13 protein-coding genes are annotated in these 14,430 nt (G+C 43.3%); 9 read left to right on the top strand and 4 right to left on the bottom strand.

Annotation, left to right across the window (positions count from 1 at the left end; genetic code table 11):
• Positions 1-193: 193 nt before the first annotated feature.
• The 4 genes from AXE82_RS03985 to AXE82_RS03970 all read left to right on the top strand — a co-directional run bounded on the left by AXE82_RS03985 (position 194) and on the right by AXE82_RS03970 (position 4,988).
• Entirely contained in the window at positions 194-2,179 is a 1,986-nt protein-coding gene (locus AXE82_RS03985; protein WP_062331727.1) for a lytic transglycosylase domain-containing protein, read from the top strand.
• 305 nt (positions 2,180-2,484) lie between these two features.
• Positions 2,485-3,276, top strand: coding sequence for a T2 family ribonuclease (locus AXE82_RS03980; protein WP_062331724.1), 792 nt, complete (start codon positions 2,485-2,487; stop codon positions 3,274-3,276).
• Positions 3,277-3,503: 227 nt separating this feature from the next.
• Positions 3,504-4,490, top strand: a complete 987-nt coding sequence (locus AXE82_RS03975) for a malate dehydrogenase (protein WP_062331721.1) — start codon at positions 3,504-3,506, stop codon at positions 4,488-4,490.
• A gap of 234 nt (positions 4,491-4,724) precedes the next feature.
• Entirely contained in the window at positions 4,725-4,988 is a 264-nt protein-coding gene (locus AXE82_RS03970; RefSeq protein WP_062331718.1) for a DUF2789 family protein, read from the top strand.
• A 91-nt stretch (positions 4,989-5,079) separates the two neighbouring features.
• On the opposite strand, the gene htpX is transcribed toward AXE82_RS03970, so the two are convergent.
• From htpX to hflX, 3 genes are all read right to left on the bottom strand, one after another.
• Positions 5,080-5,970: a protease HtpX gene (gene htpX, locus AXE82_RS03965; protein ID WP_062331707.1), complete on the bottom strand. Its 891-nt coding sequence runs from the start codon at positions 5,968-5,970 to the stop codon at positions 5,080-5,082.
• A 198-nt stretch (positions 5,971-6,168) separates the two neighbouring features.
• Entirely contained in the window at positions 6,169-6,933 is a 765-nt protein-coding gene (locus tag AXE82_RS03960; protein ID WP_062331703.1) for a lytic transglycosylase domain-containing protein, read from the bottom strand.
• Positions 6,934-7,704: 771 nt separating this feature from the next.
• Positions 7,705-9,075 (bottom strand): ribosome rescue GTPase HflX, encoded by a 1,371-nt coding sequence (gene hflX / locus AXE82_RS03955; RefSeq protein ID WP_062331700.1) that lies wholly within the window; start codon positions 9,073-9,075, stop codon positions 7,705-7,707.
• Between the two features lie 415 nt (positions 9,076-9,490).
• On the opposite strand from hflX, the gene AXE82_RS03950 reads away from it, so the two are divergent.
• The 5 genes from AXE82_RS03950 to AXE82_RS03930 all read left to right on the top strand — a co-directional run bounded on the left by AXE82_RS03950 (position 9,491) and on the right by AXE82_RS03930 (position 13,806).
• Positions 9,491-10,489: a GNAT family N-acetyltransferase gene (locus AXE82_RS03950; RefSeq protein WP_062331696.1), complete on the top strand. Its 999-nt coding sequence runs from the start codon at positions 9,491-9,493 to the stop codon at positions 10,487-10,489.
• 146 nt (positions 10,490-10,635) lie between these two features.
• Positions 10,636-11,514, top strand: coding sequence for a lysophospholipid acyltransferase family protein (locus tag AXE82_RS03945; protein WP_062331693.1), 879 nt, complete (start codon positions 10,636-10,638; stop codon positions 11,512-11,514).
• A 375-nt stretch (positions 11,515-11,889) separates the two neighbouring features.
• Positions 11,890-12,120 carry a roadblock/LC7 domain-containing protein gene (locus AXE82_RS03940; RefSeq protein ID WP_228140542.1) on the top strand — a complete coding sequence of 77 codons (231 nt, stop codon included), beginning with the start codon at positions 11,890-11,892 and terminating at the stop codon, positions 12,118-12,120.
• 244 nt (positions 12,121-12,364) lie between these two features.
• Positions 12,365-12,997, top strand: coding sequence for a hypothetical protein (locus AXE82_RS03935; protein ID WP_062331690.1), 633 nt, complete (start codon positions 12,365-12,367; stop codon positions 12,995-12,997).
• A gap of 131 nt (positions 12,998-13,128) precedes the next feature.
• Complete coding sequence (locus AXE82_RS03930) at positions 13,129-13,806, top strand: hypothetical protein (protein WP_062331687.1); 678 nt, start codon at positions 13,129-13,131, stop codon at positions 13,804-13,806.
• 118 nt (positions 13,807-13,924) lie between these two features.
• Here the strand turns inward: AXE82_RS03930 and fkpB are convergent, their stop codons facing one another.
• Positions 13,925-14,419 carry an FKBP-type peptidyl-prolyl cis-trans isomerase gene (fkpB, locus tag AXE82_RS03925; RefSeq protein WP_062331684.1) on the bottom strand — a complete coding sequence of 165 codons (495 nt, stop codon included), beginning with the start codon at positions 14,417-14,419 and terminating at the stop codon, positions 13,925-13,927.
• Positions 14,420-14,430 lie beyond the last annotated feature (11 nt).

The raw sequence follows: 14,430 nt of genomic DNA, 5'->3' as shown, positions 1-14,430 counted from the left end.
GAAATAAAAAACTATTGGTTATATAAAACAAGCTGCAACATTTTTATACAATTAGTTGAGATTTGGGTAAATTCTTTTTAGTCGACAATCGTTATAATCGCTTCAGCAAGGTTAACCATTTTTACATTACTTTTGTCATTTTTTGCCTATTTATCCTATTTATTTATCTTAGTTAAAGGTCTTACCAATTATTATGAAAAATCTCAAGCTTTCGATGATTTCATGCGGTGTGATTGCTGTTTTTGCACAATCTGCTTGCGCAAGTAGCTATTCTGTAGGGACGCCTAGCACGGCGGATAGTTATTTTAACCAAGCCGAACGTGAAGCTAGCCGTGGCAACTTATCGCAAATGGGCAACTATCAGCAAATGATGGCGGGTGGTAGTCTAGCCATGTATCCAGAGTATTGGCAGCTTAATAAAGACTTAGACGCTCAGCCGGCATCAGCGATTGTGAGTTTTGCCAACCGTTATCCACAAACGGCGATGGCAGAAAAATTGGCGGCGGATTATGCAGAAACCAAAGCGCGGATGGGTGATTATGAGGCGGTTAGACAAGTGGCAAGCTATGTAACCAATCCTGATGCCAGTGAAGCTTGTGCCATTGCGTTGGGCTTCAATCACGGTGGCGATAGCATGCGCGCTTATACCGAAAAAGGTAATGTTTGGCTCAACACCGATAAAAAACTGCCGCAGCTTTGCCAACAGTTGGCGACAGCGCTCAATGGCAATCGCATGGTTAGCAATGATGACCGTGAGCAGCGACTGTATCGTATGCTACGCACGGGCAATAATGGCGACATCGTGCAGCTTGCCAGCCGATTGGGCGTGCAGATAAGCTACAATCAGCTCATGAGCATCAGTAGCAGTCCCAATGCGTTTTTCTCACAACTCGGTAGTATGCCAGCAACTGCCAGCAATCGGTATTTATATTTATATGCCTTAGGGCAACTTGCCAAAAAATCTGTCAGTGAAGCGGCGATGCAGCTTAACTATGATTTGGGACGAAACCCGCAGTTTTTTGATGCCAAAACCCGTCAATATGCCTACCGTACCTTGGGTGTGGCAAGGATGGGCGTCAATACCGATCAAGGGTTTAGTAGTGACGCGGTTGATTGGATGCAAAAAAGTCTGGGCGTACCATTTAATAATGAAGAAGCCGAAAACTATGCCCAAGCAGCGATACGCTATAGCCGATGGTCAGATTTGGCACAAGCCATTGGCGCAATGGACTATAAAAATCAGCAGCAACCGGTATGGCAATATTGGCTTGCTAAAGCCTACAAATTGGGCGGTACTAGCCAGCAGCGTGAGCAAGCCAATCAAATTTTTCGCCAACTGGCGCAAAACAATGACTATTATGGACTGCTTGCCAAAGACCAAATTGGACAGCGTTTTGACCGATTGCCGGCTACGCCACCGGTGAGCAATAGTGATTACTCACGCCTCGCAAACGATAGTTTCTTTAATCGCGCATTTATCCTCTATAAACTTGCCGCCAATCCTGCCTATACCAACCGTGAATGGAACTGGGCGGTAAAAAAAGCACGTGACCGTGGTGATGAGAGGATGATTCTGGCAGCCGCGCAAACCGCCTCGGACATGGGATGGTACGACCGTGCTATCTATGCGCTGGAGTCTACCAAAACGATTCCAAATTCGGCACCGGCATTCCCAATGCCCCATCAGTCTAGTGTCGTGCAATACAGCCGCCAAGCGGGAATCGATCCTGCATGGGCGTATGGCATCATGCGTCAAGAAAGCCGTTTTAATATCGGCGCGCGTTCGGGTGTCGGGGCAGGGGGGTTGATGCAAATCATGCCAGACACTGCGCGTTATATCGCACGTAAATTGGGCGAACCGTATGAGCCATCTCGCGTCGCAGGGGGCGATACCAATATTCGCTACGGTACGTATTATATGGGCGATATCTTAAATAAATTGGGGGGTCAGCCTGTACTAGCCACCGCGGGCTACAATGCAGGGCCAGGTAAGGCCAAAACTTGGCAACCTGAAAACGGTAGCCTAGCCGCCGATCAGTACGTTGAGACCATTCCTTATGCAGAAACGCGCAATTATGTCAAAGCCGTGATGGAAAATACCACCCATTATGATGTGCTCCTTGGCGGCAGCAACCAACCGATTACTCAGCGTATGGGTATTATTGCTGCTAAGTATTAATTCAATCTGTATTACATAAACCTGCTAAATCTTCGCAAAAATAACAGCTAATTAATTGATAATGGTCAATAAATTACTGTTGTTTTTTAGTATATACAGGGTTTACAAAATCTGACCTAGTTAGTATGATTTCAAAGAATTGGCATGACTCATAAACATTAGTTTCGTTTGGCAAAAAATTTAGTTATTTCAAGCAGAAAATTGATAAGTCAACCACCATTTTTATCACTTCTATTTTAAAAGCTCACTGTAAACGTTAAAGCAACCTGCTTGTTTTTAATCATCGACTATTTGGTTTAATTGCTATGCTGTCATCTTGTCTAAAAACATTGCTTCTAAAAACATTGCTCGATTTTACCAACTGGCACAAGGTCTCACACACCGCCACATTGGCGTCGTTAAAGTTTAGGGCAAAGATTCAAGATGATGAGGCAGCGGCAAATTTAGCCAGTTTAATTATCAACTCAAGTGATCAAAAAAGCGCAAAGTTTAGTGGCTATTTGTCAGTTGGCTGCTTGGCGGTGATGGGTGCTTTAGCAACCCCAGCTGCCCACGCCGACAGTGTTTTGGGAGTGGAATTATCCCCTGCTGTCTGCAAGCTTAACCCATACATGGGTAATCTTCGCCAATGTATCGAAGGCAACCCGATGACGGTGAATTTTTATCGGGTGGCGAACCAGTCTTGTAGTAATAGCCGCTACAGCATGTCGCCACTGCAAGAAAAGATCACCTCAAAAGTTATTCCAGATGGTAATATTCGCAAAAATATTTGGCAGCAGTATGGTCGCTGCAGTGGTCTAAGTACCCCTAATTATTTTCGCACCATTACCTCGCTTGCCAGTCAATTAAAACTTCCAAAAGAACTCAGTAGTGGTCGCAGTTATCGATTCACGTCCAGTGGCCTGAGCCGCCAATTATTATCTTTAAACCCTAGCATGAAGCCAAACTCGTTTAATTTTTTCTGTCAAAAAAATAGTGCAGGTCAATCTGTACTGACCTATATTAACGTGTGCTACGACAATAACGGACGTTTTGCCCAATGTGCCACACGCTCTTATGCCTGTCCCAGTCAGTTTTTGATTGATGGTAATTATTGAGGGATGGCGGTATCAATTTTTGCCTAGTTTTAAGCATTTTTTATTTTGTTCTTTGCCTTACTTCAACCCATAATTGTCAAGCTCACCCGACAATTGACCCCATAAATTTATGGTCTTTGGTGGTGGCAAGTGATAAACTAGGCAAGCTTTTTTAGACAACTTTTTCTGCTTTTTTCACTGCTTTGCATTTGCAAAGGATCTTGTACTTATCATAATAGGAGCTTTCAATGAAACAGCCTGTTCGTGTTGCGGTGACTGGTGCTGCTGGTCAAATCAGTTATTCATTATTATTTCGTATCGCATCGGGTGATATGTTGGGTAAAGACCAACCTGTCATTTTACAATTATTAGAAATCACGCCAGCTTTAGAAGCCTTAAAAGGTGTGGTAATGGAACTTGAAGATTGTGCATTCCCATTGCTAGCGGGCGTCGTACAAACTGACGACGCTAATGTTGCGTTCAAAGATGCGGACTATGCCCTACTGGTAGGTGCCCGTCCTCGTGGTCCTGGCATGGAGCGTAAAGATTTGCTCGAAGCCAACGCCGCCATCTTCTCTGCACAAGGTAAAGCGTTAAATGACAACGCTAGCCGTACTGTCAAGGTATTGGTTGTGGGTAACCCCGCCAACACCAACGCCTTAATCGCACAGCGCAATGCCCCAGACCTAGACCCACGTAACTTTACCGCGATGACGCGTCTTGACCACAACCGTGGTATAGCGCAATTGGCAGAAGAAACTGAAACTACCGTGAATGACATCAAAAAAATGATCATTTGGGGTAACCACTCTTCAACCCAGTACCCAGATTTGACCTTCACGACTGTAAAAGGTCAACCTGCCCTAGAGCAAGTACAACGTGACTGGTACGAAGGTACTTATATCCCTAACGTACAACAACGTGGTGCTGCCATCATTAAAGCACGTGGTGCCTCATCAGCGGCATCTGCGGCAAACGCTGCCATTGCGCACATTCGTTCATGGGCACTAGGCACTGACGAGAATGATTGGGTATCTATGGGTGTTTACTCAAATGGTGAGTACGGTATCCAAAAAGGTCTTATCTATTCATTCCCATGTACTTGCCAAAATGGCGATTGGAAAATTGTTGAAGGGCTAGATGTTTCATCGGCTTTCTCACAAGAAAAAATGAAAGCCACCGAAACTGAGCTCGCTGAAGAGCGTGATGCGGTAAGCCACTTATTACCTAACTAATTAGGTTAGAATGTTTTAACCAAAAAAACCAGCCTCATAAGGCTGGTCTTTTTACATGAAATAACCACACTATACAATCAAATCACATTTTTTTTACCCAATTTTGGCTACAATGGTCTAACGGTAACAATAACCCATGGCACTTTTTTGATTATTTTTAAATAAAAATAGTGCTAGAAAATAATGATATTACAATAACCGTTGATACTTTTAAAAAAAAATAGGAGAACCACAATGATGATAGATGGCGAAAGAAACATTAATATGTTGTTTGAGCAAATGGGCATGGACAGCGATGATGCATCAATCGAAGCTTTTATCCAGAATAACCAACTGCCACAGTCAGTAAAGCTTAGTGATGCAACCTTCTGGACTGATAACCAACGCAAATTTTTAAAAGAAGAATATCATGCAGATGCAGGTTGGATTGAGATTATCGATGAATTAAATACCCGCCTGCACAAAGATGCCATGGATGCGGCGAATCTAACCAAATGATTGGTTTGGTCAGTTAATTTTTTGATATAAGATCAGCACTAAAAAACTCAATCAAATGATTGGGTTTTTTAGTGCTTAAATACACAAATGTTTAGTTAGCCAATTTTTGTAAATGGGCAATACGGTCATCTAAGGAGGGGTGACTGGCAAATAACTGGGAGAAACTAAATCCCCCTTTTCCTTCATTAATGGCAAAGGCTTTCATGCCTTGTGGCATATAGTCAGGCTGCTGGCTGGCAGGTTTTAACGCTTCAAGCGCAGCAATCATGTTGTATTTACCCGCCAAACGCGCGCCTGCTTCATCCGCACGGTATTCACGATAACGAGAGAACCACATGACCACTGCTTGTGCGGCAATACCAAACACAATATCTAACACCATACTGGTAATATAATAGCCCATACCAGGTGAATTGCTGTCATTTTTAAATATCGCCTGATCTACAAACAAACCCACAATGCGCGCAAAGAACATCACAAAGCTGTTAACCACCCCTTGAATAAGCGCTAAGGTTACCATATCACCATTGGCAACGTGACCAATCTCATGCGCAAGTACCGCTTCGACTTCTTCTTTGTTCATCGATTGCAGTAGCCCAGTCGATACCGCAACCAAAGCTTTGTTTTTATTCCAACCTGTCGCAAAGGCATTGGGCGATGGATTCTCAAAGATACCCACTTCTGGCATATCAATATTGACGTTTTGCGCCAAACGGCGAACCGTTTCAACCAACCAAACCTCCAACTGGGTAGAAGGCTGTTCAATGACTTGCGTACCTGTGGAGCGTTTGGCGAGCCATTTTGACATCAACAGCGATACAAACGACCCTATCATGCCATAGATGAAACACATCACCAGCAGGCTAGTCGTGCCTGTGCCGCCCAAATTGAACCCTAGCATTGGCGCGATGACGTTCATTACGATACCAAACACCACCATCACCGCTAGGTTAGTTAAAAGAAATAAGCCAATTCGTAACATGACGGTTTCCTAAAGGCAATCAAACGATTAAATATACTTATCAACAATAAGTTGACTATGATATTTAGTATAATAGCGTTTAATGCAACAAATTAAAGGGAAAAGTAGCATAAATTTGTAACATAAAAAAAGCCAGTATTAAACTGGTTTTGGGCTTCTGGTTTTGGGCTTCTGGTTTTGGGCTTATAAACACGTTTGTTAGCGGACAATCCTATAAGTATTTGATGAATTATAGCTAACATTTTGAAAGCCATTGCTGCTAGTACTAGAGCGCAGATTGGGGTCATTGCGATATAAGTTGTTGTAGCGGCTTAACACCCGTTGTACGTAATCACGAGTTTCACGAAATGGGGGAATGCCGCCGTATTTACTGACGTTGCCTTCACCGGCATTGTAGCTTGCTATCACATGCTGGATATTACCAAAACGGCTTTGTAAAAATTTCAAATATTTTGCTGCGCCCTCGATGTTCTCGGCAGGGTTCCAAGCGTTATACACACCAAACCGCCTAGCTGTTGCAGGCATTAATTGCATTAACCCCTGTGCCCCAACAGGTGAGCGCGCATTGGGATTAAAACCTGATTCAGTATGCATCATGGCTTTCATCAATGCAGGGTCGACCCCATGACGCAGCGCAGAAGCCACAATCATGCTATCGTAGCTATTTTTGTTGCCACGCGCACTGGCAGGTACAGCAGCTTCATTGGCGCCCCAATTGCTATAACTATGCACATTGGTATCCGCGTAATAAGTCACTTTGACTTTTTTGGTAAAATTTTGGAAATTATTCCCCGCAGGGCGGTTGTTGCTGACTACATTGGTCAACAGCACCTGACCGTTGCTATCTTTAAACACATACATATTGCCAGCGTTCGCTGCATCCATACTTGCCAAACCACCCAATGACAGTAGCGAAGCCGATAGCAAATGGGGCAGGCGAGGTTTCTTTGCAAACAATACCATAAATATACCTATGTAAAATTTTTGACAATACGTCACGGTAAAGCACATGACTATAAAATTTGAAGTCAGCGTAAGGCTTTAAACCGACATAAAAAAACCGACATAAAAAGATAAAATTCGTTATGTTTCAATGATATTTAATAACAATATTATAAAAGAATTGGCATGAAATATACCATAAATCTGTCAACAACTGGTCAAAGTTTACAAAAAATCAGATAAGGCACAAAAAGAGGAAAAATGACCAAAAAACTTGTCAACCTGTTGGGTTTCATGCCATTGACTCGACAATATAGCGGTTAAAATTTTTAACCATCAAAACTATCAAATTTTCAACCCTTAAAACTTAAAAAAAAAGTAAAATTTTTTGCTTGCACTTTGCAAAAAACTATAACTATATGATTTATATAACTAAAATAATTGGTTAAAAAATAACCAATTTAGAGATAACCTATAGTGATATGCGGTTTATTGTTGTCAAGTCAGAAGTTATCCACATGGTTATCCACATAAATTGGGGAAAATAATCTAAATGATTGATATTGATAAAAAATAAAATGAAATAACCCCCAAAATAACTGAAAAAAATCTGATGGCGTAAGGGAGGACATGACAAAAAAATGACAAATTGACGAATATATTTTTAAGATTTTATTAACGCATAGCCCATCAGCTTATTTTATCGCGTGGGATGGTCATTTTTTTGGCCAAAAAAAACCTGCACCAACTTAAATTTTGATGCAGGTCTACTATTGTTAAATGGCAAACAAGTTATGTCTCGTCGGCGGTATCCAAGGGCTGCTGCTGTAGCAATTGTTCAAATGGCTCAAGCACCGGCGCAAGCAGTTTGGCTTGTGATTGTGATAACACTTCCTCAGCTGCGATACCAAACTCACCCAATAACTGCTTAAGTTTGTCCACCGACATCATGGCAATCAGTTTGGTTTGACCCGTTTCATCGTAGCTGAGGTCTTCAATCACTTGTAACTTATGCAGTTCGTGTTGCAATTGTCCAAAATTGGCGGGTAAGGTTAATTCAAACCGCTGTAATTGACCTACCAATAATTGCTGCACGGCAAGGGTAAGTTGCTCAATTCCTAATTGCTTATGGGCAGAGACATACACCCGATTGGGCTTGGCTTTATCACTATAACCGATATGCGGCGGTTCACCTGTGAGGTCAATTTTATTAAACACATTTAGCACAGGCACTTGATTATCAATGTCCGCTAACACAGATTGTACCGCGGCGATTTGCTCATGCATGTCTTCACGATGACTATCAATAACATGCAGTAACAAATCTGCCTCTAAGGTTTCTTCTAGCGTGGCATGGAAGGCTTCCACTAGCTCATGCGGCAAATGACGGACAAAACCGACCGTGTCGACAAGTACCACCTTACCCACGCCCGACCATGACACACTCCGTAGCGTCGGGTCAAGCGTCGCAAATAGCTGATTGGCGGCATAGATATTTTCATGGGTTAAGGTATTAAACAAAGTGGATTTACCCGCATTGGTATAACCGACCAGTGAAATTGTCGGTACCGAGGATTTTTGGCGTTTGGCACGACCTTGTGCGCGGGTTTGTTTGACCTTATCAAGCTTGGCTTTGAGTTGCCCGACACGCACCTGTAACAAGCGTCTATCGGTTTCAAGCTGGGTTTCGCCTGGACCGCGCAGACCAATACCGCCTTTTTGGCGTTCCAAGTGCGTCCAGCCGCGTACCAAGCGAGTCGCTAAGTGATTGAGCTGGGCAAGTTCAACTTGCAGTTTACCTTCATAGGTTCGCGCACGCTGGGCAAAAATATCCAAGATAAGCCCCGTTCTATCAAGCACACGGCACTGCACCAAGCGCTCAATATTACGTTCCTGCGATGGGGTCAAACTATGGTTAAAAATGACAATATCTGCCTCGTATTGCTTGACAAGTTCCCCGATTTCTTCAGCTTTGCCCGTACCCACAAAATATTTGGCGTCAGGCTTAGACCGCGTACCTGTGACCAAGGCTTGTTTTTGCGCCCCTGCTGAATCCACCAGTAATTCAAATTCTTCCAAATCGTCTGGGTCATTGAGATGGGTAATGTTTAAATGGACTAAGATGGCTTTTTCACCACCTTCATAACGCTCAAAATACTCCAATGATTTATCCTTTCTTTGTCTTTGTGAGTGTAAAAATGTGTCTATTTATAAGTGTACTATTACTATTTAAGTCTATTAAGTTAAACATTCGCTTAAATAGTCGATAGCCGCGTGAGAAAAAGCGCTAGACACGATAGTATGTCTATCAATATAAGGTTTTTTTTGCAGAACTTTTAGTCAAATTTACAATTAGTAACTTAAAACGGGGGTAAAGCCGCAGCTTTGGTCATGGTTTTGCCATGAAAACGTCATTGAAACGACACCGGTGTCACCCATACTGAATTCATCCAGACTAACCATCCAATTAGATGATGGTAGCTTTACTGCTTTGACAATGAGTCAATGACAAGCTAAGGCATTTTTCGCTCAGCAGCTGGCTAATGCTATAGCAAAAACCACCCTAGGTAACAGTAAGATGACTGATTTTGTAGAACAAACTAATGTTGTAGAGCAAAATAACCGCGCCAAATTATACGAAGATATCGCCACTTATCCTGTTGATAGTCTTTTTAATACCCAGTTGATAGCGCAGTTGCTGGCACATAATTTTGCTGATATGGCTGTGGTAGAGACACTAGCACCGCTGGTCAAGCCAACGCTTAGCCGCCCAAGTGTGCGTCATCGCCCGTTATTTAAGTCAGTGATTATTAACGTGAGTGAGGATAAGTTTTCGCTACAAACCGAGCAGCATGTACTCAATGCCCAGCGCCTACGTACTTTGACCTTTACCCAAGCATTTTCAGTAAGTTTCGCAGGATTTCACCCAAGCTCGGAGCAGCCGCTCGATCGGGATGATTTTGATAATTATTGCACCCATGTGGTGGTGTATGACGAAACCAAACAAGATAATTTTGGGCAGCCACTCGCGGTGGCAACCACCCGCTTACTCGATAAAAACGGCGCGATAAAAGCTGGGCAGTTTTATAGCGAGTATGAGTTTAGGCTGGGTCGCTTGCTCGATGATTACCCGTATAATGTGCTAGAAATCGGACGCACCTGTGTGCACCCAGATTACCGCGGTATCACCACGATTAATCATTTGTGGGAATCCATCGCGGCAGTCGCCAAAGCTTACAATGTCAATGCGTTTATGGGCTGTGCATCCGTTCCGATGGAAGAGGGCAACGTGCAAAGTTGGTTAGATCGTCAGCTTGATAGTACCAAGCTAGATGTCAAAGTGACCCGTAAATTGCCAGAAGACAAATTATCGCCTATCGATTTGGCGCAAGTGGCTGATGTGGACTTGGCGAATCCGCAAAATTTTGCCTTGCCGGCGCTGTTAAAAATGTACGTCAAAATGGGCTGTAGTCTGGGCGCAGCGGCTTGTTATGACCCTGAGTTTGATTGTGCCGATGTGTTTGTTTGGTTGCCGTTTGAACAGGTCAAACCGCGCTATCAGCACTATTTGCACTAACTTGTTTATTGATAAAGGCAAAAGTGCTAATCTTAAACAAGATAAACCCTATTTGCTGACCTTTAAAAATCAAACAGACCTAATAAGCCGTGTGCCCAATAATTTGCTATACTACCTCCACAATTTTTCACTCACATATTTACCTTATGCAAAAATCTAACCGTAAAACCGCGCCATCGGCGCTAACGATTACTAGCCTACTTAGCGAAACGGCAAAACAACTGCGACAACCTGCTACCTATAGTAAAAAGAATTTGGCGACCCAGTGGCAACGCATCAAGCGCGTTGTGAATTTAATGGCAGCGATTCAAACAGGGGTTGGCTATGCGTGGCAGATTAACCACACACCAAATCCCGATAATCAGCAAATCATCCAACTGATTCAAAAATTCTGTAAAAAATCGCTCAAAGCGTTAGGCATTGAGGTGATTGCACTTGAGCCAATACCGACGCATCACGCGCTATGGGCGAGCAACCATATCTCTTGGCTAGATATCCCTGTTTTGGGTAGTATTGTACCGACCTTCTTTTTGTCCAAAGCGGAAATCGCGAATTGGCCGGTGATTGGCTGGATGGCGACCACTGCCCACACTTTATTTATCCAGCGCGGTTCGGGCGATACCAGCAAAATCAGTGAGCAGATGCGTGAGTTTTTATCACAAGGCTCACCCGTGGTTTTCTTCCCAGAAGCGACCACCACAGACGGCACAGCGATTAAACGTATTTATGGCAATTTGTTGCAGTCTGCGATGGACAGCCAAGTGCTCATTCAACCGATTGTGATTTGCTATGTCAACCAAGATGGCGAACTTGACCAAAACATTCCCTATTATGGCGATATTGGCTTGATAGATAGCGTCAAACGTGTACTCGATAACCGCCCTGCCAAAGCCTATGTGTTGCCATTAGCAGCCATTGACCCTGTGGGTAAAACCCGAAACGAAATTACCGATATCTTGCAGCAGCGCATGGTGGATGGGCTGGCGCGTTTGCATGGGCAAGTGCTTCACGCTAAACAGCCTTAATCGTTACGGTTATTGTTAACTGTAAAAGCCAAGCTGCCAGCGCCTTGGCTTTTTTTATTATATGAATATCACAGACGCTCACTAAAATTTTTCAGTCAAATAGCATTGTAATAAAATGTAAAAATTTCATCAAATCTGTTATCATGTCCGTAACAAAACGTTATGTAACAATCACTTGTGATTAACTTGTGATTAAATAGTCGCTACAGCGGTTGAATCATTAACCTGCATCACTCACCCATGAGCGACGCTTTATCAAACCGTCACTGGGCAACGTTTGTCATCTATTTGTCCACGGTTATTTATATACCATTATTTTTGCCCCGTAAATTTTTCACTTATCCTCTAAATTTGTTTACTAAAAAGGTTCTTGATATGCGTACCGATATGTTCCAACAAATCTTAAATGACCTAAACAGCTCTTCAGCGGATGTAGAAGCCTCTGCGCTGATTTCAACCGATGGTTTGATGATTGCGTCAGCATTGCCAGCGGGCATTGATGAAGACCGTGTCGGGGCGATGTCAGCCGCGCTACTATCGCTCGGTGACCGTGCAGGTCGAGAACTAGCGCGCGGCAGTATCGAGCGCGTCATGGTGTATGATTGATTTAATGGATACCTTATTGGATTAATCAGTCAAGCTTGTCATCTTGCCCAACAGCGCAATTCATGTTTAGATGGAGTTGCGCTTTTTTTATGCTGAAGCGTTTTGATTGCCACCCAGTTTAATAGTATAGTAGCGGATAAATGCGGCAGTTTGTCACAGCGCTAGTCATTAATACCTCACCCTTGTCACATAACTTTTTATATAATTAGGTTATATAATTAGGCTAATTTTTTGAGGAATCAGCATGTATTCATTGTCGAATCGTAATCGTAGAAAATTTCAAAAACATTGGCTTAATTTTCGTCTCTATAGTCGACAAGTGATTGACCAACCGATGAATATGGATATCCATACCAGCCGCATCATGGCAGCGATGGAGCTTGATGAAAAAGAGCCGTTGCAAGGTGCGTTAGCCGATATGTTTTATGGTTGTTGGTTTGACGTGCCCTATTTTGGTGACCGTATGCTCAACCAAGTCAGAGAAAAACTAACACCAACGCTGCTACAAGGGTTTGACCAATGCGTCAATCATGGTGAGTATGTGTTTAAAGTCAGCAATCTTGCGACGCGCTGGAGCGTATTGGTATCGCCTTCAATAGTCACTTATCAACACCAAATGCGTGTGTCCACTGATGACTCAAAAGTAGTGGCACAAACGACGATTGCTGCGTTATTAGATACCATGGAAGAAGAAGAAGACCCTGAAGACCAAGCCGAACAAATTGCCAAAATCGAAGAAGAGTTCTTTAACCATTGTCTTGTTTGTCATGACCGCTTAGCATTTAGTATGGTTTGGTGGGAAATGTCAAAAAACAAATGGGATTTTAATGACAAATGGCTTGAGACCAAAGAATATTTTGCCAAGCAAGCTGCTTAACCTTAACCGACTCGATAATTTAGCAGCCCAACCGATAAATTAGTAACCCAATTGATGAATGAGCTTTTGCATTCACCAACGCTATCATACAACATTACCTTTGCCGTCTATCAAAATTTAAGGAAAATACCATGCCAGAACAAAACGACACCTATGTGATTTTAACGCCTGCCGGGGTACTGCATGGTTTTTCAAGCGCCAATCCTTCAGAGCAGCAACTAGCCTTACAAGCAGTGCTCGCCCCTGAAGAAAGTATGACGGCGCGGGAATGGGGTGAGCGTTATAGTGACACTTGGCTGGATATGTTTATCGAAGAAGGGTGGATTGAGACCATTGAAAAGCGGGTGGTCGCTCCGCACGTGCAGCTGGATAATTTCTTAAAATATGTAGCAGCGAGTCTATCGGGTAGTCGCCGTGTCGTAATTGCATCAGATGAAGGCTTTTGTCTAGCAAAAATGGGCTTTAGCCAGCAAGAAGCAGATACGCTATCGGTAGCGGCTGCCGATTTTTATGGCTTTTTAGAGCGCCAACAGCAGCGCGGTTGGGCGGTACATGGGTATGGGGTGTCATTTTTTACCAGTATTGATATGTTGATGCCCAATATCAGTATGGTGTTTTTATGGATCAACAAAACGGGCTATTTCTTGATTATCGAAGATGAGCCGCTCATCAATAACCGCGCTTTTGTGGAATTGGTATGGGGTATTAAAGCGACGGGCGAACGGTTTGAGCAGCGTGCAACACTGGCACAACAATCAGATGCTAAAGAAGATGCTGCGGCAGACGATGACACCCAAACGGTTAATTGATAGACTGTAAAAAAACCGCTGAGAGTTAATCAGCGGTTTTTTATTGTCAGGGGTTTTTTATTAAAAGCTTTCATTTGGCTTAAGGTCAGTTTAATGCCAGCTGAATGCCAGTTGAATATCAGCTTAGCGTGATACCTTTACTGTCTTTTGGTGTCACCCTAAAAATCTGCACTTTAAACAGGATATTTTGACCTGCCAATGGATGGTTAAAATCCACTTTGATGGCGTCTTCAGTGACGTCACTGACCACACCCACGAGCGTGGTTTTGCCTTTGTCTTCAAATTCCATCATGGTACCGACTTCAGGTAGATTGCCCGTCACGGCAAACTGCGCATGACTAAAAGTCTGTACGTTGTCAGGGTTCCATTGACCAAACGCTTCGTCAGGCGACAGCGATGCGGTGCGCGTGTCACCGGCTGTCAAGTTGATAAGTACCTTCTCAAACCCTTCAAGCAGACTACCATCACCCACCACCAAGCGAACAGGTTCGCCACGCTCAAAAGTTGAGTCGATGACGGTGCCATTTTCTAAGCTGACCTCAAAATGCAAATCAACGGTTGAGTCTTGAGTGATGCGGGTTTGTTCGTTTGGCGTAATAATGACATGATTCATGCGGTTGTTCA

This window comes from Moraxella osloensis, assembly GCF_001553955.1.
In the GTDB taxonomy this organism is placed as follows: Bacteria; Pseudomonadota; Gammaproteobacteria; order Pseudomonadales; family Moraxellaceae; genus Faucicola; species Faucicola osloensis.
The sequence above is the reverse complement of the archived record's forward strand: the minus strand, read 5'-3'. Positions and strand labels throughout refer to the sequence as shown.